Genomic DNA, 25,011 nt, shown 5'->3' with positions numbered 1-25,011 from the left:
TAAAAGACAGCGATATGCAGTTACCGCTTATTCATTGAACCAAGATTCCCGAGCTTTCATGATGAGTTTTCCTGCGGTTTCACTATCTAAACCTTCGATATCTTCTAGATCGAAGACGGCTTGTTCTGCCAAGTCATCCACGGTAATGATGTCCTTTTGTGCCATTTTATAGGCCCAACTGACCGTCATTCCTTCAAGATCTTGTAGTTCTTGACTTGGCTCTTTCATGTTCTGTTGTTTGACCAATTCATCGGCAATGACCACTTCTTTGGCACGCTCTTGAATCATGTCAATCGCTTCATCGTCTAGGCCTTCGATATCATAAAAGGTTTCGACTGGCACATAGGCGACTTCTTCAATACTGGTAAAACCAATATCAACCAGCGCTTGGGCAAGATCTTTATCGACCTCTAAACGCTCATAAAATAACTCGATAAAGGCTTTACTTTCGTTTTCTTGACGCTGCTGATACTCTTCCTCTAACATCATATTAAGCTTATAGCCGGTTAATTCAGACGCTAAACGCACGTTTTGACCTTGTGAGCCAATCGCCCGCGCCAATTGATCATTGGTGCTAAAGATAATATCCGCCGTTTGCGTGTCTTCATCGAGAATAATACTGCTGACATCAGCTGGCTCTAGCGCGCTGATGATAAATTGAGCGGGGTCATCTGACCAAACCACCACATCAATACGCTCGCCATCAAGCTCTTGCTGTACCGCTTGGATACGCGTACCACGCATACCAATGCAAGCACCAACGGGATCAATACGATGATCGTTGGTTTTAACCGCTATTTTAGCACGCGTCCCCGGCAAACGCGCGACATTACGAATTTCAATAATTTGTTCGGCAATCTCGGGCACTTCTTTTTGCATCAATGCTGAGAGCATTTCAGGGTGCGTGCGTGATAGTAATAACTGGGCGCCGCGGTTTTCACGGTTGACATGATATAAGATGGCATTGATACGCGATTTTGCACGTAATTGCTCACGAGGTAACATCTGATCACGTGACAGATAGCCTTCAGCGTTGTCACCTAAATCAATGATATAACCATCGCGCGTTTGTTTTTTGACTTCGCCATACATCATCTCGCCAATACGTGGCTCAAATGCGTCGGCTACGAGCGCACGTTCCGCTTCACGGATTTTTTGAATAATCACTTGCTTGGCTTGCGTGGCAGCAATACGACCAAATTCAATCGATTCGATCTGCTCTTCTTTAATATCACCAATTGACCACTCATCTTGGTCAAGATCGGTAATCGCAAGCTGACACGCAGGCATCTCATGGTCTTCATCTGCAACCACTGTCCAGTAACGATAAGTATCATAATCGCCCGTTGCACGGTCGATAGCAACCCGCACCGCCACTTCTGGCTGATCGGTATAGACTTTTTTCTTCGTGGATACCACTAAAGCATCTTCGATTGCTTCAAAGATGTCTTCAGGATTTAAGCCCTTTTCATTACTGACAGTTTCTACTACCGTTAAGATTTCACGACTCATGCTATACCTGTCCTATCGTTTTATAATTGACTTAAACTTTATCGTTAATGTGTTGACGTTATATTTTCGCCGTCAGCCAAAGGCTGTTTGGAGAGTAAAATACCGATTTATAAAGAAGCTATTTTATAAGGAAACGGTTTTAAGAAAAGCTGTTTTAAAACCAGTCTTTAAAATTAAGCATCTTCATAAATCAAGTTGGCTTTATCAATATTGCTTAACGCAATCTCAAACTGCTCGCCATCAGTGGCGGTCAGCTTTAGAGATGTATCATCAATACTGTCTAAAGTACCAGTCGCTTTGCGGCGTTTTTTATCACCTTCGCCAATCGCTTGGATCAATCGCAAGCTCACTGTTTGACCGACATAGGCACGCATTTGCTCATCTGAGAAAAAGGCACGATCAAAACCTGGCGACGATACTTCTAAAATATATTCACCAGCAATCGGGTCATGAACCTCAAGAATGCCGCTCACTTGATGATTCACCGCTGCGCAGTCCTCGATGGTTACTTGCTTATCTTGGGCTTGGTCTTCTGGCAATGCCTCAATATAAATGCGTAACAACGAACGACGACCTTGAGGCGCAAACTCAATACCCCACAGCGCCACATCACAAGCCGCTACCGCAGGAGCAATAATATTGGTCAGTTCTGTAACTTTTGTCGAAAGCTTCATAATCTATTTATCTTTTCCTATTCACGTATCTATCTATCGTACTGAGCAAACTGTATTTGATTTTGTGCTGTAAAGCTTGTATTGATTAGTACCTTATTGTTTATTAACAGTAATATTTATTAGTAATTATTAGTTGTTACAAACACTGGCTACGACCAAATTAAGACAAACCACGCCTTAAACGACAAACCTACCTTATTCTTAAACCCCTCTTTATATAACCGTATCATTGAGACGTTTATATCATTTGTGCTTTTATATAAGGATGAGCCTAGAAAACATCAAGCTCAACCAGGCAATGCTTTTATTAGGTATAAAGCAGAACTATCGATAAAAGTATGAGAAGTAAGGGATAGTGCGCTTATCAAGCATCGCGGCGAATGACGATGGATAACGAATAGCATCATACTCTATAGAGATAGAGCTTAGCATAAGTAGAATAGATATCGCGATAACACCGACCATCAGATACAAAAAAACCCACAAACATGATGGTGGGCTAATCGTTACTGACAAATTTAGTGTACAAAACATCAGTATAAAAAGTGGTAGCGGGGGCTGGATTTGAACCAACGACCTTCGGGTTATGAGCCCGACGAGCTACCAGACTGCTCCACCCCGCATCAATCTAGAACGCATATTATAGAGAGGTTTTAGAGGGCTGTCAATACTTATTTTAGATAATAACCAAATTAAGCATTAATGACGATGAACCCTACTTTCTATAACGTTTACATGCAACAACGTTCAAGTAAAAACATCATACCGATAAAGCTTGGTGCGATTGGGGGGACTTGAACCCCCACAGCTTGCGCCACCACCCCCTCAAGATGGCGTGTCTACCAATTCCACCACAATCGCATTTTCTCACTACACTGTTTTTGAGCTTTAACCTTTTATAACCGATGCATAAGGAAGGCAACGAAAGTTAAAGACCGCTAAAAACAGAGAAGCATTGTAAATCTAACCTCTTAAAATAGCAAGTACTGCCTGCATTAAAAGATAAGGGCTAAAAATATCTGTCAAAAGAATTAAACAGATATTAACGCCAATATAACTACTGAGGATTTTGTGTCAGCGGGCGCGGTGTTTGTGGCGCTGATACTGGCGCATCTAAACGGAACTGATCTTCCGCCTGTTTACGTGCATGCACAGCAAGTGTCATACTGGTGATAAAAAATATCACCGTTAATACCGCAGTGGCACGCGTTAAAAAGTTTGCGGTGCCGGCGGCGCCAAATACGGTGCCTGATGAGCCCGCACCAAAAGAAGCTCCAGCGTCCGCCCCTTTACCATGCTGTATCAAAATCAAGCCAATCATGGCAATCGCCACGATAATGTGCAGGGCTAATATAAACGTAAACATGGTGGCCTCTTTTGCCGCGTAATGACGACTGATAACGTAAAATAAATCGTAGGAATTAGTAGTAAAACTGCGTAATGCTTATTGATTGACATCTAATATGGCTAATCATGCCAAACCAGTTGCATAAAAAAGCAATCATCTAAATAAGGCGCATTGTACACGATTGCAAGGGCACTGTTAAAGTCACTTTTACCAACTGTTAAAGACATTTTTTGAGCAAAGTCATTGTTCAGTATGGATTAAATAGTGATTCTACTGGATTCAACTACGCTTGATGACGACCAAAAGCCTTAGCAATCGCTAAAAAACTCTCTGCTTTTAGGGATGCGCCGCCAACCAAAGCGCCATCAATCATGCTATCGGCAGCAAAACTATCGGCATTGTTGGTATTGACGCTCCCACCATATAAAACCGTTATGTTGTCTAACTCGCCATCAAAGCTCGCAAGCGTTTGCTTAATATGTTGATGCGTTGCACTTACTTCAGCCACGGTTGGTACTTTGCCCGTCCCAATTGCCCAAACTGGCTCGTACGCGATGATTAAACGCGCTGACAAACCTGCAATAAGTTCGGAGTTTTGCGCAAGTAAGTCCTTAATCACGGCTAATTGCGCATCAATGACTGGCAATGTTTCTTTGGCATCATACTGCGCTTGGGTTTCGCCAATACAAAATATCACGCCTAAGTTTTGCGTGAGGGCGTGAGTCATTTTCTGCAATAAACAGTCATGAGATTCTTGATGGTACTGACGGCGCTCAGAATGACCCAGTATTGTCCATGTAGCGCCCGAATCAGCAATTTGCTGCGCTGAACAATCACCAGTATAAGCGCCTGTGCTGGCACTGTAAGCGCTGATATCTTGAGCAGCGCTTAGTATGGCACTACCTTTTAGACGCTCACTGACAGCAGTCAAATGAATTAGGCTCGGGGCGACCATCAATTGACAGCCTTCGATATCCGCCTGCTCTTTTGTGCTAACAGCCGTTAATAAGTCATCTAGTAGCGCCTTGACGTCATGGCTCGTTGCTGGATTCTGCTTCCAATTTCCAATTACCCAAGCTTGCATACCCATTTACCTTATCTTATGTATTGCTGCCAATATGGCTCATATGCGCGCAAGTATAACAAATATTTCCCAAGTGCTATAGTGCGTTGCTATAGTATAAGGCGCTTAGCATTGGAACCGATTTTGCATAAACTGATTTTAAATAAGTATTTGTCAAACCAACGTTTTTTGTAGATTAACTATCTTATACGCTATATAAGGTCTTTTAACTCTAAAAAATTCCTATATCATTCTATTTATAGAAAATAAAACCAAAGCAATCCATCAGTTGTTTTGAAAATAAATATTATTAATCAATATAGCGATTATAAATAAGCTACTAGCGTTATATGTAGCAGGTGCTTTGGTTTTGGTAAAAAATACAGCCCATTTGGTATCACGCATAGAGAGGTCTTAATGTCTATCACAGCCAGTAAGTACGGTGGTTTAGCGCAGCAGTTGATTAGCGAAGGTATCGTCAGCGAAGCGCATATGAAAACTGCGCAAACAGAGTCGCAACAGCAGCAAATCGGATTGGTGCCTTATTTGGTCGACAATAAGCTGGCCAATGCCTATCAGGTCGCGCAGATGTTGTCGCAAGCGTTTGGCGATCCTTTGTTTGATCTTGATGCGCTAAGCTCAGATGTCATTCCAAAAGACTTGGTTGATGAAAAAATTGTACGTAAGTTTAATGCACTACCACTGTTTAAACGCGGACAACGCTTATTTGTGGCATTAAGTGATCCTACCCGTATCGATGCCATTGATGCTATTGCCTTTAACTCACGTTTATCTATCGAGACTGTCGTCGTCGAAGAAGATAAGCTCAAAAGGCGTATTGAAAGTCTGTACGCTGATACCATGCAAAGTTTTGATAGTTTTTCTGACAGCGATTTAAGTGCCGGCTTTAATGAAAGCGAAGAAGACGAGAGCGAAACCAAACTCAGCGACGGTGTCGATGAAGCGCCCGTGGTGAAGTTTGTCAATAAGATGTTGGTTGACGCCATTCGTATGGGCGCCTCAGACTTACATTTTGAACCTTATGAGAAAACCTATCGCGTGCGTTTTCGTGTCGATGGCGTCATGCAAAAAATGGCCAGTCCGCCGGTACAGCTGGCAGGGAAAATTGCCGCGCGTCTAAAAGTGATGTCGCAGATGGACATCTCCGAGCGCCGTATACCGCAGGATGGCCGTATTAAGCTTAAGATCTCGAAAGATAAAGCCATCGATTTCCGAGTAAACTCTTTACCTACCTTATTTGGCGAAAAACTGGTTTTACGTATCTTGGATCCCTCATCAGCCATGCTTGGTATTGAAGCATTGGGTTATGAGCCCGATCAAAAAGAGATGTTTTTAGAAGCCTTACATAAGCCGCAAGGCATGTTACTTATCACCGGTCCTACCGGCTCTGGTAAAACCGTCTCGCTCTACACCGGTATTAATATTTTAAATACCGGCGAAACCAATATTTCCACTGCCGAAGATCCGGTCGAGATTAACCTTGAAGGTATCAATCAGGTCAACGTCAACCCGAAGGTGGGTTTGACCTTTGCCAATGCGCTTAAGTCATTCTTACGTCAAGATCCTGATATCGTTATGGTGGGTGAGATTCGTGACCTTGAAACCGCCGAAATTGCGATTAAAGCGGCACAAACGGGACATATGGTGCTGTCGACCCTGCATACAAACTCTGCACCTGAAACTTTAACCCGTTTACGTAATATGGGTGTTGCCTCATTTAATATCGCAACGTCAGTAAACTTAGTGATTGCTCAACGGTTAGCACGGCGCTTATGTAAAAACTGTAAAAAACCAATCAATATTCCACGGCAAAGCCTGCTTGAGCTTGGTTTTACCGATGCTGATTTAGACAATCCAGATAACATTATTTATGAGCCTGTCGGCTGTAACGAATGCCGTGAAGGCTACAAAGGCCGTGTCGGTATTTATGAAGTGATGAAAGTCAGCCCTGATATCTCCCGTATTATTATGGAAGATGGTAACGCAATAGATATTAAAGATGCGGCGCTAAGAAACGGCTTTAGAGACTTACGCCGCTCTGGTGTTTTAAAGGTGTTACAAGGGGTAACCAGTATTCAGGAAATGATGCGCGTGACTTCTGAATAGCAACCATTGCAAAATTAAAATTCTAATTTCTAATTTTAAACCTTTATACTTATAAACCAGCAATGTTATCTAACAGATATACTTAAATATAAAACAGATATATACTGGCTTTTTACGATAAAATGAAGTATATAAAATTGGCACAATAAATTTGACATACTCTTATCGGTTTAGAACATCTTTATTAGACGAATTTTGAGGGTATCAACATGGCAAAAGCTAAAACCGACATGCTATTAGACTTTGTCTATGATGGAGTAAACCGGCGCGGACAAAAAGTAAAAGGCGAAACCACCAGTCGTAGCTTGGAGTTGGCAAAAGCAACCTTGCGCAAACAAGGTATCACGGTCAAAGGTATCAAGAAAAAGCCCAAACCTTTATATACTTTTAAAAAGTCTATTAAACCGATTGATATTGCTATTTTTGCGCGGCAGTTGGCCACTATGATGAAAGCCGGCGTGCCATTAACTCAGTCTTTTGAGATTGTTGCTGACTCTCTTGATAACCCGAGCATGAAAGATTTGGTCTTGCAAATAAAAGCCGATATCGAAGCAGGCGGCACTTTTGCTTCGGCACTGCGTAAACATCCGCGCTATTTTGATGATCTGTTTTGTTCTCTTGTAGACTCTGGCGAGCAGTCAGGTGCGCTTGAGACCATGCTAGAGCGCGTTGCAACCTATAAAGAAAAAAGTGAGCTGTTAAAAGCCAAAATTAAAAAAGCAATGAAATATCCTATCGCCGTTATCGTTGTTGCCATTATCGTCACTATTATCCTACTAATTAAAGTCGTTCCTGTATTCTCAGATTTGTTTGAGTCTTTTGGGGCCGAACTACCTGCGTTTACTCAGATGGTGGTAAACATGTCAGAATGGATGCAATCTTGGTGGTTTATCTTAATTGTACTGATTGGTGGCGCCGTCATTGGATTTTCAGAAGCTAAAAAACGCTCTAAGAAGTTCCGTGATTTCCTAGACCGTGCGGTATTAAAAGCACCGATATTTGGCAATATCGCTTATCAGGCGGTTATCGCTCGCTTTGCGCGTACATTATCGACCACCTTTGCTGCTGGTGTACCCCTCATTGATGCTTTAGATTCTACCGCTGGCGCTGCCAATAACGTAGTCTTTTATAACGCCATTCAGCAAATAAAAAACGATGTTTCAACCGGTCAGCAATTGCAATTTTCGATACGCTCAACCAACTTATTCCCAAGTTTAGCCATTCAAATGGTTGGAATCGGGGAAGAATCAGGTAGCTTAGAAGAGATGCTCGATAAAGTTGCCGTCTATTACGAAAATGAAGTCGATAACGCTGTTGATGGATTAACAAGCCTAATGGAACCTATGATTATGGCAGTGCTCGGTGTGTTGGTCGGCGGCCTAGTGATTGCTATGTATCTGCCAATCTTCCAAATGGGCTCAGTGGTAGGTTAACAGCCACTGCAAGGAAAACGATTTCATGCAATTTATTCAGTTATTACAAGAAAATACGACGCTTGCCTTAGTTGTATTTGGTCTACTTGGTCTGTGTGTTGGCAGTTTTTTAAATGTGGTGATTCATCGGACACCGCTTATGATGGTAGTGGCTTGGCGACAAGAGTGTAGCCATTTTATGGCTGAGCAAGCGGACATGCCGCGTGAACATACGCAGCCATTATCAGATATCGTTGCCACCGATACCCCTATCACATTAAGCACACCTGCTTCACGCTGTCCGCACTGCGCCCATAAAATAAAATGGTATGAGAATATCCCTTTAATAAGTTGGCTTGCATTACGGGGACGCTGCTCAGACTGTAAAGCTGCTATCGGACTGCGTTATCCTATTGTTGAGCTGGTAACTGCTCTGCTATCTATGCTGGTCATTTATCAGTTTGGCGTCAGCGCCGCTGGATTATCAGCATTGATTTTGGTTTGGACCCTAGTTGCACTAACAGGAATCGACTTTGATACTCAGCTATTGCCAGATCGCCTAACCTTTCCATTGGCGGGCTTAGGATTGGCGGTAAATTCGCAAGGTTGGTTTGTCTCACCTACGCAGTCAATCTGGGGACTTTTACTTGGCTTTTTATCTTTGTGGGTGGTGGTAAAAATCTTTTATCTCATCACTAAAAAACATGGTATGGGACAAGGCGATTTTAAATTACTAGCCGTATTGGGTGCTTGGCTTGGGCCTATGATGTTGCCACTCATTATCTTGCTCTCCTCCCTGCTAGGTTCTATCGTCGGGCTTATTTTGATGAAAAAACAAGGGGAAAGCCGTCCTTTTGCTTTTGGTCCTTATATCGCGATTGCTGGTATCATTGCATTATTATACGGCTCAAATATCGTCAATTGGTATTTAGGAATGTACGCTTAAACCCCTATACTGACGCAAGTAGACGCGCAATTTCTCAAAAATGCGCTTTAACCTGCTAGAATAGGCTATTGGTATATTGTAGCCTCCCTCTTCTATCGGTTAAATAAGTCATTACTATGTCAAATTATGCCTCATCTTCATCTTATTCCTATCAGCCACAGTCGCCCCAATCCAAAAGCAAGACGTTAGTTGTCGGCTTGACCGGCGGTATCGGCAGCGGCAAGTCGGCGGCAAGCGATTGGTTCGCGCAGCAAGGGATTGATATTATTGATGCAGATGTGATTGCTCATCAAGTGGTCGCTAAAGGTAGCGCTACTTTACGCAAAATCAAAAGAAAGTTTGGCGATTGGGTATTAAACGATGAGGGGGAAATGGATCGCGCTGCCGTACGCACTCATGTCTTCACCCATCCTGAAGCCTTAATTGAGCTTGAAGCCATCACCCATCCAGCGATACGCGAAGCGGCAAAACTACAACTAGCAGCCAGTACGTCGCCATATGTCGTGCTATCAGCGCCACTACTGATTGAGGCAGCAGAAGCTGGGCTTGCTAATTTATGCCAGCGTATACTGGTGTTGGATGCTACTGAAGAAACTCAGCTTGCACGTGCGACTCAGCGCGATGAGCAAAGCGTACAAAAGATAAAAGCCATTATGATTAATCAGCTCAGCCGCGAAGAGCGTAATCGTCATGCAGATGACGTGGTGCTTAACGAAAGCGATCTTGCGGCGTTATATTTACAGCTTGAGCCGTTACATCAAAACTATCTTACGCTTGCCCAGCAGCTAAAGTTCGCTGCCGATTAATCTCATAGAGCGCCATACCGGTTGCCACACTCACATTTAAGCTTTGTAAATTACCATGCTCGTTGCCTGACATCGGAATATAAACCAGCTCATCGCAACTTTCCATTGTTAGGCGGCGCATGCCCTCGCCCTCAGAGCCCATAATAATCGCAGTTTTACCCGTCATATCAGCGGCATGTATTGGCTTTGCCTCTGCATTTAACGCGGTTCCAAACACGAAGACGCCAGCATTTTTAATCTTGCTTAACGTACGAGCCAAATTGGTCACACTAACGATAGGCATCATCTCGGCAGCGCCAACAGATACTTTCGCAACGGTTGGCGTCAGGCTTGCCGCATGGTGTTTGGGACAAATAACGGCATCAACGCCCATGGCCACTGCGGTACGTAAGCAGGCGCCAAAGTTATGCGCGTCGGTGATCTGGTCGAGAACCAATAATAAGCACTGCTCACGCTTAGCAATGGTATCCAATAAACCTTCATCAGCGAACCCTAACGGACGCGCATTAAGCACCACACCTTGATGCTGCGGGCTGCCGCACAGCTGGGTAAGCTTGTCTTTTTGTGTCGGTTGAATACTAATACCATTATCACGGGCTTGCGCCATAATCGCTTGTACGTGGCTGTCGCTCTCACGTCCTTGTTGGACAAATAAGCTGAGTCCATCAAGCGGGCGATATTCAAGTAAGGCTTCAATCGCGTGAATGCCATAAAAATAGCTGGGTTTTGCCATAGGGAATCTACAATATAAAAGTGGTATCGCGTACGGCGATAAAAAATAGGAAGTATAGTCAGTCCTAAATAAAATCAGTACAAGTGTAATAACGCGCTACTGGTATTCATTTTCCTTGCTTGCTGTGCTTACGCAGACAGAGGCTGCGCAAAATGAATACCAGTAGCTCTATGTTCATCTTGTAGCGGACCGCCTATATAACGATAATTGTAGCAATTAACGCGTGGCGAAACGAAAGATTATTAAAATAATCGCCCAAAAAAAAGAAATAAACCTTCGCACAAGGTTTATTTCTTCTAAATTGTTTATTTAAAGGTGTGGCAAGTTGCCTTTTGACACCTTTAATCGTATGATTTTTTAGCCAGCTTAACCTTCTAAATGACAGATATACTGCACGATTTCTTCTGTACGCAAATTAAAACCACTATTGCCTTCGACCACGAATGACTGTCCTGCGCGGTAGTAGCTAAATTCTTCCTCACCGTTTATTTTGACCTCACACTCACCGCTGATGATTTCGATGCGCTCCGAAGTATTGGTGCTAAAGTGATAGTGCTCAACCAAATTGTCGCAAGGCAAAATAACCCCGAGCGTCTTATGGCGACCGTCCTCAAACATAATGGTATGGCTTGAGCAACGACCATCGTAGGATATCGTGGCTTGAGCATTGACTGTTACATTGGTAAATTGCGCCGCTGTCATAGTGGCTTCCTTATCAAATAATTATTGCCAAACTAAAAGACCAAATTGAAAAACTAAATAGCAGAATAACTCATCGCTTAAATGACAGTTCTATTACAACTTTTTGACGATTCACTCTATATTTAGCTCGATATAACTGTTAACCAAATAAAGACTCGCATAGAGAATACACTATGAAAAGTAATGATGAAACGCTTACTTTATCTAGCATGAACTCACCTCTCGTCTTTTACTAGAAACATCATAGATAGCAGATTGTATGAAAATCTGGTGGTAAGAGTTTATCATTATGTGAGATTATGCTACCACATTATATCTATAAAGTTTGTTACAGCGACTAGGAAAGTTGCGCTTATTGTTAAATGAATACCTAGCTTTGATTACCTTTAAAATTTGTATTTCCTACCTTTTGCCACCATAATATTTGCCAACTGTCTTTATCTTATTAGCACCATATACCAAAGCTGTTTTTCTTTACTTATCCTATTGTAGACCTAAAAATCAGCCTAATTGCTGATATTTATTGTCTGCCATGAGAGGCGTTGATGCTCGTATCATTAACTTTACAGCAGTTTGCATTGATTGCTCAGCATGAGCTGAGCATGGCTGAAGGCTTCAATGTCATCACCGGTGAGACAGGTGCTGGCAAGTCATTATTACTAGATGCGCTGTCTTTGTGCGTAGGCGAGCGCGCTGATAGTGCCATGGTCAGGCACGGCGCGGCATATGCTGATATCTATGCGCAGTTTGATGTAGAAAATAATGACGTTGTGGCAGAATGGTTTGCCAAAAACGAGCGCCCTTTAGAAGAACCTGAAGTCCTGATTCGCCGTCAGCTTAGTAATACAGGCCGCTCTAAAGCCTGGTTAAATGGCACGCCGGTCAGCTTAGCGGAACTTAAAAGCTTGGGCGCTTTATTGGTAAACATTCATAGTCAACATGCCCAGCAAGCCTTGCTAAAGCCACAATTTGTGGTGCAGTGGCTTGACGAGATGGCACAAATCACGCCACTTGCTGTACACACGACAAGCAGCTATCAAGCTTATCAGCAGCTCAAACGCCGCGCTGATGATATCGCCAGCCGCGAAGCTCAGCGTCAAGATCGCATTCAATTGTTGCAAAGCCAGCTTGCTGACATTGCGCCGCTACTCGCGGTTGATTATGCAGAAGTTGAAGCGGAGCACGAAGAGCTGTCTAATATCGAAGCGTTGATGACGGAAGCCAGTCACGGCTTGCACCTGCTCGATAATGACACTGATGAGCCGGATGTCATGACCTTGCTCGGGCAAGCGATTAAGCTTTGCGACAATCAAATGGGCGTCAGTCAAACCTTTGAGCAGGCGTCCGAACAGTTGCATTTGGCGCAGCAGCAAATCACTGAGGTCACAGGCTTACTATCGGATTATGCTGAGCAGCAATTACCCGACCCTGAGCGCTTGCAAACACTCGATAGCTTAATCAGTCTTGGGCACCGCTTGTCGCGTAAGCATAGCTTGCCCGCAAGCGATTTGATTGATGAAGCAAAACAGTGGCAAGCGCAATTAGAACAGTTAGAAAATGAGCCAAGTAGCGATGCGATGGCAGCGCAAATCGAGCAAGCGTGGCAGGCGTATCTGGCGCTTGCCACTGAGCTTAATAAACAGCGCTCAAAAGCGGCACCAAAAGTCAGTAAACAGCTGATCGCGCAATTACAACCGCTTGCCCTGCCAAATGCGCGCTGCGAGTTTGTCTTTACCAAAAAGACCGACCCTAGCCAGTATAATGGTCAAGGCTGCTATGATATCGATTTGTTGTTTAGCGCCAACGTCGGTATGCCCATGCAACCACTGCATAAAATTGCCTCAGGTGGTGAGCTGTCGCGGATGGCACTGGTCATGCAGGTATTGCAAGCGACCAATGCTGATAATAATGCTGCCAAGCCGATGCTCGTCTTTGATGAAGTCGATGTTGGTATCAGTGGCGGCACCGCGCAAGTGGTTGGTGAGCTGTTACGCGCGCTTGGACAGACGCAGCAGTTATTGGCCATTACTCACCAAGCTCAAGTTGCGGCACAAGCGCATCAGCATATCTTGGTACAAAAACATCATGATGAGCAAACTGAGAGCGAGTTATTAATTTTGACCGATAGCGCGCAAGTCGATGAGCTGGCCCGTATGTCTGGCGGTGTGACCATCACTGATGTCACCCGTGACCATGCACGTAGCTTATTAAGTGATGTTAAATAATGATTATCGAGTGATGGCTACTAAATAGCTGGCAGGTACATGGTTAGTAGAAAATAACTCGCAAATAATGACCAGTCGAGAGTACAGTCTTTTAGCAAACAATCGCTAAATATTTGCTTTAGTTGATTTTTTACGCCTAAACGCCATATAGTGGTCTATCCTCTTAATAATTTCACCTTTAATATTAGGTTGCGTTTGTTTATATGTCTAAAGCCAATTTGACCCATCACTTCTTAATCGCGGCGCCCGAGCTGTCAGACCCACGGTTTGAGCAGGCGCTGATTTATATCTGTCGCCATGATAAACATGGGGCGCTTGGTCTGATGGTCAATCGTCCGATAGAGCAAGCGCGCGTCGGCAAACTGCTAGAAGATTTAGGTATCGAAGTGACCGACCCGCAAGTGATGGAAGATATGGCGTTAGAAGGTGGTCCTATGTATCCAGAAGTCGGTTTTGTCCTGCATACTGGTCAACCAGAATGGGCGTCGTCTTTTGCCATATCAGAAAACGTCTGTATCACCACCAGTCAAGATATCCTAAAACGCATCGGCGCCGGTCAGGGTGTTGGGCATTATCAGCTGTGCTTAGGTCATGCCAGCTGGGGCAAAAAACAGCTCGACCAAGAGCTTGCAAGTGGCGACTGGCTGGTCTGTCCTGCTGATTTAAATTTATTGTTTGATACGCCATTTGCAGAGCGTTGGCAAATCGCTGCCGATAAAATTGGCGTTAACTTTGACTATTTGAGCAGCGATATTGGTCATGCCTAGCGTTATATATTAAGTGCTATATACTGAGCAGCATTTGCTTAATGACGACAGAAATAGGAAATACCCCAAATTATGGTCAATAGTATTCTTGCAGATAGCGCGGGCGCTATAACTACTGATAGCACAGACGTTATAAATGCTGATAACGCTACTGAACCAGCGATTAAGCCGCATCTTATTTTGGCACTCGATTATGGCGTCAAAAAGATGGGGATGGCGTTAGGTAATAGCATTACCGAAACTGCGCGCGCCTTTGATATCTTGGCGATGAATAACGGTCAGCCTGATTGGGATAATCTGCTCGGTATTATCAAAGTTTGGGGCGTGGCAAAAGTGGTGGTCGGATTGCCACTGAATATGGATGGTAGCAGCTCGATGCTGTCTAAGCGGGCGCACAAATTTGCCCGCCGCTTAGCGCATAGAATTATGGAACAGCATTTACCCGTCACTGTCTCTCTCTGCGATGAGCGCCTGACCTCGGTAGCAGCACGCGAAATTGCGTGGGAAAACGGTTGGATTAAAAACGAGCGCGATCCGATTGATGATATCTCCGCCTGTATCTTGATGTCGACGTATTTTGCTGATCCGAGTAGCAGTCTCGCTATCGACGCCATTAAAGCGGATTAAGATAGCAGTAAGTCCATTGCTAATATACCGCCCCTCTTTGCTATATCATCTAAACGAATAAATGACTGATTAATATGACCACTGTCTCAGACCAATCGTTGCAAAACAGCTCTCAGCGTGGCTTTGCGCCGCTCGCGATTGCGCGTATCAAAGGCGCTCAGCGAGCAAACCAGATAGCAATTTATCTTATTTATGCCGCTATTCTCGCCTTTATGGTCTTTGGCACCATTGCCAGTATCAAAGCCTTTCATGACAATCAGCTGCTTTATCAATTGTTCTATAACTTGCCCTACGCTTTGGTGGCGCTCACGATTCCTATTACTATTTATGATGCGCTGGTGATTTATCGTTATCGCTTAAATCAGCCATCGATGATTGCCATGAGTATTGGCGTATCGATGGTGATATTACTTGGCGGGTTATTATTTGCCGATACTGCTTGGTTAGGTTTGGCGTGTTGGCTTGGGGTGGCTTTTTTATTTAAAGTGAGCTTTAAACGCTTTTTTAATTTCTTAGACGCTGAAAAAGAGTCTGAAATCGCTGAAGAAGTGTAAAACAGCTGAACAGAAAATAATGCTAAGCAATAGATAGCAAAAAAATTTAACCTTTTATTAATTTAAAACGACGACTATGACAACTTCAATATCTGATAGCATGATTCAACATCATTTAGATACCCAAGGGCTTATTTGCCCTGAGCCAGTGATGATGCTGCATCGAACCATCCGTAAAGCCGAAGCCGGTGCGGTGATTGAAATACTCGCCACCGACCCTGCGACCACTCGCGATATTCCTAATTTTTGCCGTCATTTGGGGCATGAACTTGTGCAGCAAGAAACGCTTGCTGAAAATGTGCCGTTAGATATTGATCCTGATGAAATCACAGTTGCTGACGATAATAACGCGCCTATTAACGCCACGCTTTATCGGTATTTGGTCAAGAAAAAGAATGCTTAAATGCATTTGATTAAGCCTAGAGCATTAGTACCCTAACAGCACTAAGAACGTCAGTACATTAATAAAGTAATAGCACTAATAGCATCAAGATATCTTTGCTTTGTACGAAATATATCATTCACAAATTAAAGGTAGATAGCGTGTTAGCAACCCAAAAGCAGTATGTGCAGTGGCAGGAAAACAAAGACGGAAACGAAACCTTACATCAAGCACTTTGGTTATCAGAAAGCAATCATGTGCCGCCTGTGCGGATTGTGTTGGTCGATGATAAGACGACCGCCGATGAGGCTTACCGTTTGGCGTGCGAAGGTACTTCACTACTGTGGCGCGGTGACTTTCATAATGCACGGCAATTGCTACAAGCGCTCAATCGACGTATCGAGCGTACCAATGAGCGCTCTGAGCAGCGTAAAATAAAAAAAGCAGCAAATCAGTCTGCTAAGTCTAATAAAACTGCAGCTGAATCTTCAGAGTTATCCAAAGATATTCCCAACTTATTTCATCAGCAGCGCCAAATCCAAGCGCAGCGTGCGCGCATATTAAGCCGTTTGCTATTAGAACTTGATGCCAATTATGTCAGCCAATTACGCCGCGCCCCTGATATGAGTGCAGCTTGTATAGCTGCTTTTGGCGAGCTGAAAGAGTCATGTGTACTGTCGTTTCGTGACCTACAAGGGGCGCTTGGCGCAGCTCAGTGGCGCGAAAAAGGCGTCTCAATTGCAAGCCTAGGTCTATCGATATTCCCGCATTATGGCGTTTTTGCGCCAACCCGCCATGAGTATGTACAGCTATTGCTCGATGCGCCGCTGCCAGATACTTGTGATGTCGCTTATGATATTGGTACGGGCACTGGCTTGCTGGCTATTATCTTAGCGCAGCGCGGTGTCAAACAGGTGATTGCTACCGACTTAAATCCGCGGGCGTTGGTCTGCGCCAGCGAAAATTTTATGCGATTAGAATTAGCTAATGTACAGTTGCAGCAAGCAGACCTTTATCCGACTGATGCGCCGCTCGCCAACCTGATTGTCTGTAATCCGCCTTGGTTGCCTGCTAAGCCAAGCTCGCCGTTAGAGTATGCCGTTTATGATGCCAACAGTGCGATGCTGCGTGGATTTTTGCAGGGCGCGAAATCTCATTTAGCTGAGCAAGGAGAAGTCTGGTTGATTCTGTCGGATTTGGCTGAGCACCTGCAACTGCGCACTCGTGAGGAACTATTAGGCTGGTTTGCAGATAGTGGCTTGAAAGTAAAATATCGTCTCGATACCAAACCTAAGCATGGTCGCAGCCAAGATAATACCGATCCACTATTTGCGGCGAGGAGTAGCGAGGTTACTTCTTTATGGTGCTTAGAAGCTGCCTAAACTTTAATAATTGATAATTAATCATTGAGTATCAAATTATGAGCCGCGACCGTGCTGTGCAACAGCGCCAACCTAAAGCGCTAGCCGTTGATGATGAACCTACTTATATCACTGAGTTTCGACAAGCGATGCTTGCCCGTGGACTTGCGACGCGGACGCGTAACGCTTATGTGCGCGATTTACGTTCTTGCGAGTTGACCAATCCTATTGCGCTGACGAAATGGCAGCCTGAAGACGTTCTGCACTGTCTATCTACTCTTACCCAAGACGGCAAAACCCCACGCACGCAAGCACGCATGCTGTCAAGCTTGCGCCAGTTCTATCTATGGATGATTGCTAGTAATCTGCGCGAGGACAATCCGTGCGAGCGTATCAAAAGCCCCAAATTAGGTCGTCCACTGCCAAAGGATTTGAGCGAGGCAGATGTCGATAACCTATTGGCGGCACCTGATAGCAGCACAGCGCTCGGTCTACGTGATAAAGCCATGTTAGAGGTGCTCTATGCGTGCGGTCTGCGCGTCAGTGAGTTGATTAACCTATCGCTTGAGCAAGTGAACCTAAACTCTGGTTGGCTACAAATTACCGGTAAAGGGAATAAAACCCGCTTAGTGCCACTCGGCGAATATGCAGCAGAGGCGCTAGAAGATTATCTAACGCATGCTCGTGGCGACTTAATTGCGCATTTGAAATCGGGTAATTGCCAAGCGGTGTTCTTGACCGCGCAAGGCGGCTATATGACAAGGCAGAACTTTTGGTATCTATTAAAGAAATACGCCAAAATCGCCAGCATTGATAAAGAATTATCACCGCATACCTTACGTCACGCCTTTGCTACGCATTTATTAAATCACGGCGCAGACTTACGTAGCGTGCAATTATTATTGGGGCACAGTGATTTATCAACGACACAGATTTATACCCATGTGGCGACGGCGAGATTGCAGAAGTTGCATGCCGAGCATCATCCGCGCGGTTAAAATTGAAATTAAAGATTTATTGATGATTGTAAAAGGAATATAACGTGTTGCAAGCTCAGCCATCTACTTTGCCTACCCTAACAAAAGGGCAAAATTCTGCCCTCAAAAACCTTACCATCATGGGTTACTTGGAAGGCGCTTCTTTTTTAGTATTACTTGGTGTCGCCATGCCACTAAAATACATGTTAGGTATTCCTGAAGCAGTGAAATATGTCGGTATGGCGCATGGGGGATTGTTTATCGCCTATATTTTGATGCTACTGATTGCAACTAACAAAATAAAAATGCCGCTATGGGCAATGCCTGCAGGTGTGCTTGGCTCGTTTTTGCCATTTGGTCCGTTTATATTTGATCATTTATTAAAGAAGCGGTTGGGGAAATAGGGGTTAGATAAAGATGTAGGGTGCACCTCGCGCACCAATTTTAGACATCATTTTGATTCAGGTGCGCATGCCACACCCTACCCATCTTCAAATGACGCAATCATATATTCGCAATCATATAACAGTCGCCTTGCGGCGCGGTTTAGTCCTGATAGTAGCGGATAGCAAGATTGACTCCCATCACAATTTTTGCAATAACAACTCCCCACCATACAATTCTATTAATAGGATGCTGCAAACCTGCCCTTTTCTCGTTACAATACCTGCCATAGTATATTAACCTTCTATTTATTAAATAATCCGAGAATTCCATGAGCCATAGACCCCCTGCTGACCTACTAAAAAATGCCGAACACTGGCGTGAAGACATTCATTTTCGTCAAGATGTGCTGGGCAAGCCGTTTGATTTTGCGACCACGTGGGGTATTTTTTCACCGCAAAAGCTCGATGATGGTAGTTTGATGCTGCTTGATTATGTGGATTTTCAAGCGGATGATGATTCGATAGATTTGGGCTGTGGCTATGGCGTGCTTGGTATGACGGCGGCGCGTGAATGCCCGAATGGTCTGCATACCTTGATTGATAAAGATTTTATGGCGGTAGAATATGCGCGCCGTAATTGCGAGAAAAACGGTCTAAAAAATGTCGATGTGCATTTGTCTAACGGCTTTAATCATGTGGCAAAGGATAAAGACTTTAGCCTTGTGATGTCGAACTTGCCGGCCAAAGTAGGTAAAGAGCAGCATTATCTGTATTTCCTTGATGCCTATGCACGTATGCGTCAAGGTGGGCGTTTTTATGTGGTGACCATTAATGGCCTACGTCAGTTTATGAAGCGCTCATTTACCGAAGTATTTGGCAATAGCGAAAAGGTTAAACAAGGTAAAACCTATACCATTACCATGGCGACCAAAGACTAAGCTTAAGCAGCTTAAAAGCTGCACAAAAAATCCCGCTAACACATTATCATGTTAGCGGGATTTTTTTACCTAAACTTTTAGAGCTATATTTTTACAATTACATTTTTAAGGTTACATTTGCCGTTTCAGCAAATATCCACCCAACATCGCACTGGCTATAATCGGTAATAGCACCATTAATAACGGCGAAAATCCAGTCGCGAGTGCAACAAAGCCAACCAAGTCTTGCACGTAACTAAATAACAAGCCAAATAGTAATGCCACCACGATGCGTAAGCCCAAGCTATGCGTGCGTAGTGAGCCAAAGACGAATGAACAGGCAACAATCACCAGCGATAAAATCGATAACGGTGAGAGCAGCTTTTGCCAAAATGCCAACTCATGACTCAACGAGCGCGTGCCCTGCCTGCGCATAAATTGACGATGCTCATATAACTGAGTCAATGACAAATCTTCGGCTTTACGAGTGAGTAAATACACCGACTCAGGGGCAAAAGGCAAACTCAAGGTATCTGACGGTGCAATAGCTTGGCTACTCTCAAAGCCCTGACCAATCATCAGCTTGGTCATATTATTCAACTGCCACTCGTAGCGATATTGCTCGCTCGGTTTGCTGCTATTAGTATCTATCGCTTCGCGGCCGATATATTTGCCGCCCTCAGCATGAATGGCAGTTTGCAGATTGCCATTATTATCCAAATGCCAGCGTTTAACTTCGCCGATATTGCCTTGCACATCGGCATAATCGATATACAAAATATCGCTGCCATCTGGCTTAGCACTGCCGTCTTTTGTACTCTCAAAGCGTGGTTGCACCGTCCAATAACCACGTACCGAGGTGACAAGCGAGCTATTGTCTTGATCGTTAATCTCTTGCGCCAATTGATTCGAATACGGCAGGACAAACTGATTAATCACCAATGCCAATAGCACAAAAATCAAGGCAGGCTGCAACACCCAACCGACGATACGATAAACACTGACGCCAGCGGCGCGCATGACGACCAGCTCGCTTTTATTGGCAAGTAAACCCAAACCGACCACGGCGCCAAGTAACGCGCCCGTTGGGATAAACTGCTCTAAGAAGTACGGCGAGCGATAAAAGATATATTTAATCGCCTCGCCCATCGTATAGTTATCATCTAACGAATCTAACTCAGACAAATAAGAAAATACCAGCTGCAATGCCCACAAGCCTATAACCGCGCCGATGATGGCAAGCAAAGCGTTTAGTTTAACGTAACGGCTGAGCACTTTTAGATTGGTTGGTTTTGGCGCAAGTTTTAGCTTATGGCTTGGCGAATTTGGCTTTGATGAATTAGACGATGATGATTTAGAGAATAAAGCGCTCATTAGGATTGTCCTCCTTGTGAGCCATTGCTTTTATGGTCAATATTGCCTTGATGCTCGCTGACGGTTAACAGCTCATCTGGTTTGCGAAAGCGCAAACGATGTTGGACGCGGCTGCCCCAATTCATATAAAGCGCCAATGCCATAAAGCCTAATACCAACCATGCATACGCCCAAACGCTAACACTGCCTTTACTCACCGCATTTTTGAGAGAAATAATACCCAATGCACAGCTGACAAATAATAAAATCGATGGGAACAAGCGCAACCAGCGACCTTGACGCGGACGTACTTGCGCCAGTGGCACGGCGAGCATCGGTGCGATAATCATCAGCCAAGGCAAAGCCAGACGATAGCCAAGCTCCCCTTGCGCCGCTCGAAGTGCATTTTCACTATTCACTGCTGTACTGCCCGTTGCGGCTTGCCATAATGGACCAATCGCTTGGGTTTCAATATTGGCTTCGGTGATGACTTCTTTGGAGGATTCGGTCAAAGTAATACGGTAACGATCAAAGCCCACTTGGTTGTATTTTAGGCTGCCTGCGCCGACTTCATAGCGGCGACCTTGGAATAAATCCAATTGGGTGACGCCGCTACTGCCGGTATCTACTTGCTGAGCGCGTTTGGCAAGGGTAATGGTATCTTTACTGATACTATTCTTGCCTATAAGGGCTTTTGGCAGCTCTGGGATATTGAGTTGCTCAGCGGTTTCTGGGTCGATATTGTTATTGACATCAACGGCCGCATTTTTTGCCGCACTGCCTTTAGGCTTAGGCTCAGATTGAATCAATATCACATCTTGCAATTGTTTTTTATCATCACTCAAGCTGCCGACATACAAATGATAATTACCACTACTGATAAACTGATTGGGACGAATCAAATCAAAAGCGCTGGTCAACGCTTGCTGCTGCCAAACACTTTCCGATGAGCGTACGCCCCACGGTTTACCAACGATAGATAAAGCCGCTTCCCCAACAAATAATGCCAATATCAGCGGCGTCATCAAACGTCCAAGCTTACCACGCGACACGCCGCTGGCATTAATCACCGCCATCTCTTGGTCGACGTATAAGCGCCCAAATACCAACATCAGCGCGATAAAAAATGCCAGTGGCAGGATTAGCTCTAAAAAGTAAGGCAAGTTATAACCAATGATGGTAAATAATAGGCTGATGTCCAGATTGCCTTCTGCAGCAATGCCAAAGTAACGGATTAAGCGGCCGCCGAGCATCATCACCACTAAAAACCCCAAGACCAAGGCGGTCGTTGAGGCAACTTGTTGAGTCATATAGCGGCGTAATATCACAATAGGCACTCTTTAGAAAAAGGTTGGTATGCGCACAATTTAGCGACGTTTGACTGGCGCTATGTTATAAACAGTAGCGATAAAGATAACCGCTAATCCTAGCATATTTTGCTCAAAAATGGCTGTGAAATGTGTTGGAAAACATTGCCTCTATCTTGCTATAACGCTAGATTATTTAGTGGATAATAGCTAAAACCAAAAAGGCGTATAGTGTATATGAGTTATAAGCCTCACTTAATATCAGAGCAACTCTATTAAGTATTTGCAGTATAGGCTTGCTTTATGTCTAATACTTGCTCACTGCGCACTTAGCGTGCAATATGCTACACTAGGGTGATGGTTAGTGAGTTCTAAGCATTAATAAAGTCTAAAGCTTTAACAAATCCACTAATAGATAATAGCGCTTGAACAGGTATCAGCAATTTAAATGAAACCTGTCGTTGTTATCATGCCAATTTCATAACGCTAATTTCATAACTCTAATAAGGATAATTATATGAATATTAAATTAACCCAAACGCTACCAAAAACGCATACACAAAAAATACTTAAAAAAGAAGCCAAAAGTAAAGATGCCGCCTGCTTGGTGGTGCTCATCGATGATAAGAAAAATATCTTAGCTGAAGCGCAATTGAGCGATTATCAAAGCCGGATTGAGCAATTAATTGAGGTGTCGCATTTTAACGGTAAAGCTTGCGAAACTGTGGCAGATTATGCCTTAGCGGGCGACAAGAAAACCACGAAAGAAAACCCAGTACAGCTATTACTCGTCGGTGTGGGTAATCTTGATAAGCTTGGTCACAGCGGTTTGCAAAAAATCGCCAATACCATTTATCAAAGCACGCAAAAACGTGTTGACTCTATTACCGTTGCTTTAGGTGATGCTCTAGAAGAAAATCATTTCAGCCAGTTTGCCCTTAATTTATTGGCAGCAAGCTACCGTTTTGATAAATACAAATCTGAGCAAAGCACGCCTGTTTTAACCGACATCTATTTATTGGCTGACGAGTCATTAGAAGCTGCGTTAACATTTGCCGAAGCGGTATTCGCTGGTCAAAGCCTAACCCGTGATGTCGCCAATGAGCCGGGCAATATCTGCTTCCCAGCTTACATGGCTGAACAAGCCGAAGCGCTTGCTAAAGCTTATCCTGACTTATTAAAAGTCACCGTCTTAGGTGAAGATGAGATGTCAGCGCTGGGTATGAACTGCTTCTTAGCGGTTTCTCAAGGCTCTGCCAAAGAAGGTAAATTGGTATTGTTAGAGTACCGCGGTAAATCTAACTTTAGCGCTAAAGCCGGCGCTAGCAAAATTGCCAATAGTGGTGCAAAAGTAACGGGCGGTCTAAAAGCCTTGGCGGATAAATTACCGACCAAAGCTGGCAGCAAAAAATCTGACAAAAACAGCGATGTAAAAACTGTCAATAATGACGCGCCTATCGTCTTAGTTGGTAAGGGCGTGACCTTTGATTCAGGCGGTATCTCAATCAAACCCGGTGCGGCGATGGATGAGATGAAATTTGATATGGGCGGTTCAGCATCGGTACTCGGTACCATTAAAGCTTTATGTGAAGCGCGTCTACCAATTAACGTTGTTGGTGCCTTAGCTTGTGCGGAAAACATGCCATCAGGTGAGGCCACGCGCCCAGGCGATATCGTCAAAGCCATGAACGGCAAATCGGTTGAAATCTTAAATACCGATGCCGAAGGTCGTTTGGTGTTGGCCGATACGTTATGCTACGTACAGCGCTATAATCCAAAAGCCATTATAGATGTGGCAACGTTGACCGGCGCTTGTGTGGTTGCCTTAGGTCACGTGCGCTCAGCGGTATTTAGTAATGACGAAGACGTGTTATTTGAATTAGAAAACGCCAGCCATTTATCGGGCGATTTAATCTGGCATATGCCGTTAGATGATGAGTATCAAACACAGCTTGACTCGCCTATCGCTGATATGCAAAACATCGGTGGCAAAGGTGGCGGGGCTATCACAGCCGCTTGTTTCTTATCGCGCTTCGTTGAAGAAGGTCAAGCATGGGCGCATTTGGATATCGCTGGTACGGCATGGAATTCTGGTCAAGACAAAGCAGCAACTGGTCGCCCTGTTCCGCTATTTATGCAATACCTTAAAAACAGCGCAAACAATGCCTAATCCATTATCAATAATCTATCGGTAAAAAACCAATTTATGAAAATGAATTTATGAACATCAGTTTTTATATTTTAAGTGAAAGTAAAGCCCAAGATATCTTGGGCTTTATTTGTCAATTGACCCAAACAGCGCTGAATAAAAGCGCTCAGTCGCTGTTGATTCTCATAGATAAAGATGATGAATTGCTATCGACACTTGATGAGGCACTATGGTCATATGATGCCGCAAGCTTTATACCGCATCAGCGACTTTTGCACGCTACTATTTCTGAGCCTAAAGATGCTAGTAAACCTGTGCAAGATAATAGTGAGCCATTAGCCCCTGTTTTACTTAGCAGTTATATGCCAGCGGATTTTAAAGGCATTGTCTTAAATACCACCATCCATCCTGTCAATAATTTTATGGCAGCGACCAATAACGCCCAGCCTACTCGGGTGCTTGAGCTCATAAAACCTGACCTTGAGAGTACGCAAGAAGGTCGGCGTAAATATAAAACTTATCAGCAATTGGGCTACGAGCTGACACATTTTAAGGTTTAAGCTATAAGACCCTTTTATTTCTCGTCCTAAAAAACACTTTCATTTTTTCTCATTAATCACTTTTACTTAACCTTATGTGCCTAGGTAGGCATGGGTTAAAGGTAGGCGTTTATCTTAAAAAAA

At 44.0% G+C, this 25,011-nt stretch carries 23 protein-coding genes and 2 tRNA genes; 15 read left to right on the top strand and 10 right to left on the bottom strand.

The genetic code is table 11. The features are described 5' to 3' along the window. Positions 1 to 27: 27 nt before the first annotated feature. The 6 genes from nusA to tpiA form a co-directional block, all read right to left on the bottom strand. Positions 28 to 1,512 carry a transcription termination factor NusA gene (nusA, locus tag B2866_RS00400; RefSeq protein WP_296189404.1) on the bottom strand — a complete coding sequence of 495 codons (1,485 nt, stop codon included), beginning with the start codon at positions 1,510 to 1,512 and terminating at the stop codon, positions 28 to 30. 173 nt (positions 1,513 to 1,685) lie between these two features. Next, the gene (gene rimP / locus B2866_RS00395; RefSeq protein WP_200663037.1) at positions 1,686 to 2,186 is read right to left on the bottom strand and encodes a ribosome maturation factor RimP; all 501 of its coding nucleotides are present in this window, start codon (positions 2,184 to 2,186) and stop codon (positions 1,686 to 1,688) included. Positions 2,187 to 2,732: 546 nt separating this feature from the next. Next, a tRNA-Met gene (locus B2866_RS00390) sits at positions 2,733 to 2,809 on the bottom strand. Between the two features lie 153 nt (positions 2,810 to 2,962). Then, positions 2,963 to 3,047, bottom strand: a tRNA-Leu gene (locus tag B2866_RS00385). A gap of 196 nt (positions 3,048 to 3,243) precedes the next feature. Continuing rightward, positions 3,244 to 3,552 carry a preprotein translocase subunit SecG gene (gene secG, locus B2866_RS00380; RefSeq protein ID WP_025652589.1) on the bottom strand — a complete coding sequence of 103 codons (309 nt, stop codon included), beginning with the start codon at positions 3,550 to 3,552 and terminating at the stop codon, positions 3,244 to 3,246. A 265-nt stretch (positions 3,553 to 3,817) separates the two neighbouring features. After that, positions 3,818 to 4,618, bottom strand: coding sequence for a triose-phosphate isomerase (tpiA, locus tag B2866_RS00375; protein ID WP_296189399.1), 801 nt, complete (start codon positions 4,616 to 4,618; stop codon positions 3,818 to 3,820). Positions 4,619 to 5,014: 396 nt separating this feature from the next. Between tpiA and pilB the strand changes: the two genes are divergently transcribed. From pilB to coaE, 4 genes are all read left to right on the top strand, one after another. Further along, positions 5,015 to 6,724, top strand: coding sequence for a type IV-A pilus assembly ATPase PilB (gene pilB / locus B2866_RS00370; protein ID WP_296189396.1), 1,710 nt, complete (start codon positions 5,015 to 5,017; stop codon positions 6,722 to 6,724). Between the two features lie 209 nt (positions 6,725 to 6,933). Beyond that, positions 6,934 to 8,157: a type II secretion system F family protein gene (locus B2866_RS00365; protein ID WP_296189394.1), complete on the top strand. Its 1,224-nt coding sequence runs from the start codon at positions 6,934 to 6,936 to the stop codon at positions 8,155 to 8,157. A gap of 25 nt (positions 8,158 to 8,182) precedes the next feature. After that, positions 8,183 to 9,082 carry a prepilin peptidase gene (locus B2866_RS00360; RefSeq protein WP_296189392.1) on the top strand — a complete coding sequence of 300 codons (900 nt, stop codon included), beginning with the start codon at positions 8,183 to 8,185 and terminating at the stop codon, positions 9,080 to 9,082. Positions 9,083 to 9,198: 116 nt separating this feature from the next. After that, positions 9,199 to 9,888, top strand: a complete 690-nt coding sequence (coaE, locus tag B2866_RS00355; RefSeq protein WP_296189390.1) for a dephospho-CoA kinase — start codon at positions 9,199 to 9,201, stop codon at positions 9,886 to 9,888. Here coaE and rlmB read toward each other — a convergent pair. Then, positions 9,851 to 10,621, bottom strand: coding sequence for a 23S rRNA (guanosine(2251)-2'-O)-methyltransferase RlmB (gene rlmB, locus B2866_RS00350; RefSeq protein ID WP_200663031.1), 771 nt, complete (start codon positions 10,619 to 10,621; stop codon positions 9,851 to 9,853). The two genes, coaE and rlmB, sit on opposite strands and share 38 nt — an antisense overlap. 366 nt (positions 10,622 to 10,987) lie before the next feature. Further along, a complete protein-coding gene (locus B2866_RS00345) occupies positions 10,988 to 11,323 on the bottom strand; it encodes a pyrimidine/purine nucleoside phosphorylase (RefSeq protein WP_068407914.1) in 336 nt (111 codons plus the stop codon). A gap of 545 nt (positions 11,324 to 11,868) precedes the next feature. Here B2866_RS00345 and recN point away from each other — a divergent pair. From recN to B2866_RS00300, 9 genes are all read left to right on the top strand, one after another. Next, positions 11,869 to 13,548 (top strand): DNA repair protein RecN, encoded by a 1,680-nt coding sequence (gene recN / locus B2866_RS00340; protein WP_296189382.1) that lies wholly within the window; start codon positions 11,869 to 11,871, stop codon positions 13,546 to 13,548. Between the two features lie 203 nt (positions 13,549 to 13,751). Continuing rightward, positions 13,752 to 14,315: a YqgE/AlgH family protein gene (locus tag B2866_RS00335; RefSeq protein WP_296189378.1), complete on the top strand. Its 564-nt coding sequence runs from the start codon at positions 13,752 to 13,754 to the stop codon at positions 14,313 to 14,315. Between the two features lie 72 nt (positions 14,316 to 14,387). After that, positions 14,388 to 14,942 (top strand): Holliday junction resolvase RuvX, encoded by a 555-nt coding sequence (gene ruvX, locus B2866_RS00330; protein ID WP_296189376.1) that lies wholly within the window; start codon positions 14,388 to 14,390, stop codon positions 14,940 to 14,942. A 74-nt stretch (positions 14,943 to 15,016) separates the two neighbouring features. Beyond that, positions 15,017 to 15,496 (top strand): hypothetical protein, encoded by a 480-nt coding sequence (locus tag B2866_RS00325; protein WP_296189374.1) that lies wholly within the window; start codon positions 15,017 to 15,019, stop codon positions 15,494 to 15,496. Between the two features lie 76 nt (positions 15,497 to 15,572). Further along, positions 15,573 to 15,899: a sulfurtransferase TusA gene (gene tusA, locus B2866_RS00320; protein WP_296189373.1), complete on the top strand. Its 327-nt coding sequence runs from the start codon at positions 15,573 to 15,575 to the stop codon at positions 15,897 to 15,899. Between the two features lie 140 nt (positions 15,900 to 16,039). Then, positions 16,040 to 17,260 carry a class I SAM-dependent methyltransferase gene (locus B2866_RS00315; RefSeq protein ID WP_296189372.1) on the top strand — a complete coding sequence of 407 codons (1,221 nt, stop codon included), beginning with the start codon at positions 16,040 to 16,042 and terminating at the stop codon, positions 17,258 to 17,260. Positions 17,261 to 17,298: 38 nt separating this feature from the next. Further along, a complete protein-coding gene (gene xerD, locus B2866_RS00310; protein ID WP_296189371.1) occupies positions 17,299 to 18,237 on the top strand; it encodes a site-specific tyrosine recombinase XerD in 939 nt (312 codons plus the stop codon). 44 nt (positions 18,238 to 18,281) lie between these two features. Further along, entirely contained in the window at positions 18,282 to 18,620 is a 339-nt protein-coding gene (locus tag B2866_RS00305; RefSeq protein ID WP_296189369.1) for a DUF3817 domain-containing protein, read from the top strand. Between the two features lie 311 nt (positions 18,621 to 18,931). Beyond that, entirely contained in the window at positions 18,932 to 19,540 is a 609-nt protein-coding gene (locus B2866_RS00300; RefSeq protein ID WP_296189367.1) for a class I SAM-dependent methyltransferase, read from the top strand. A gap of 111 nt (positions 19,541 to 19,651) precedes the next feature. On the opposite strand, the gene lptG is transcribed toward B2866_RS00300, so the two are convergent. Further along, the gene (gene lptG / locus B2866_RS00295) at positions 19,652 to 20,893 is read right to left on the bottom strand and encodes an LPS export ABC transporter permease LptG (protein ID WP_296189366.1); all 1,242 of its coding nucleotides are present in this window, start codon (positions 20,891 to 20,893) and stop codon (positions 19,652 to 19,654) included. Beyond that, the gene (locus B2866_RS00290) at positions 20,893 to 22,182 is read right to left on the bottom strand and encodes an LPS export ABC transporter permease LptF (RefSeq protein WP_296189364.1); all 1,290 of its coding nucleotides are present in this window, start codon (positions 22,180 to 22,182) and stop codon (positions 20,893 to 20,895) included. Before B2866_RS00290 ends, lptG begins: the two co-directional genes overlap by 1 nt. Positions 22,183 to 22,696: 514 nt before the next feature. Between B2866_RS00290 and B2866_RS00285 the strand changes: the two genes are divergently transcribed. Together B2866_RS00285 and B2866_RS00280 are read left to right on the top strand one after the other, a co-directional pair. After that, entirely contained in the window at positions 22,697 to 24,349 is a 1,653-nt protein-coding gene (locus tag B2866_RS00285; RefSeq protein WP_296189362.1) for a leucyl aminopeptidase, read from the top strand. 50 nt (positions 24,350 to 24,399) lie between these two features. After that, positions 24,400 to 24,888, top strand: coding sequence for a DNA polymerase III subunit chi (locus B2866_RS00280; RefSeq protein ID WP_296189360.1), 489 nt, complete (start codon positions 24,400 to 24,402; stop codon positions 24,886 to 24,888). The last annotated feature ends 123 nt before the right edge of the window (positions 24,889 to 25,011 follow it).

The organism is Psychrobacter sp. UBA3483 (assembly GCF_002377905.1).
In the GTDB taxonomy this organism is placed as follows: Bacteria; Pseudomonadota; Gammaproteobacteria; order Pseudomonadales; family Moraxellaceae; genus Psychrobacter.
Note: the sequence above shows the minus strand (reverse complement) of the source record. Positions and strands in the feature narration are given on the sequence as shown.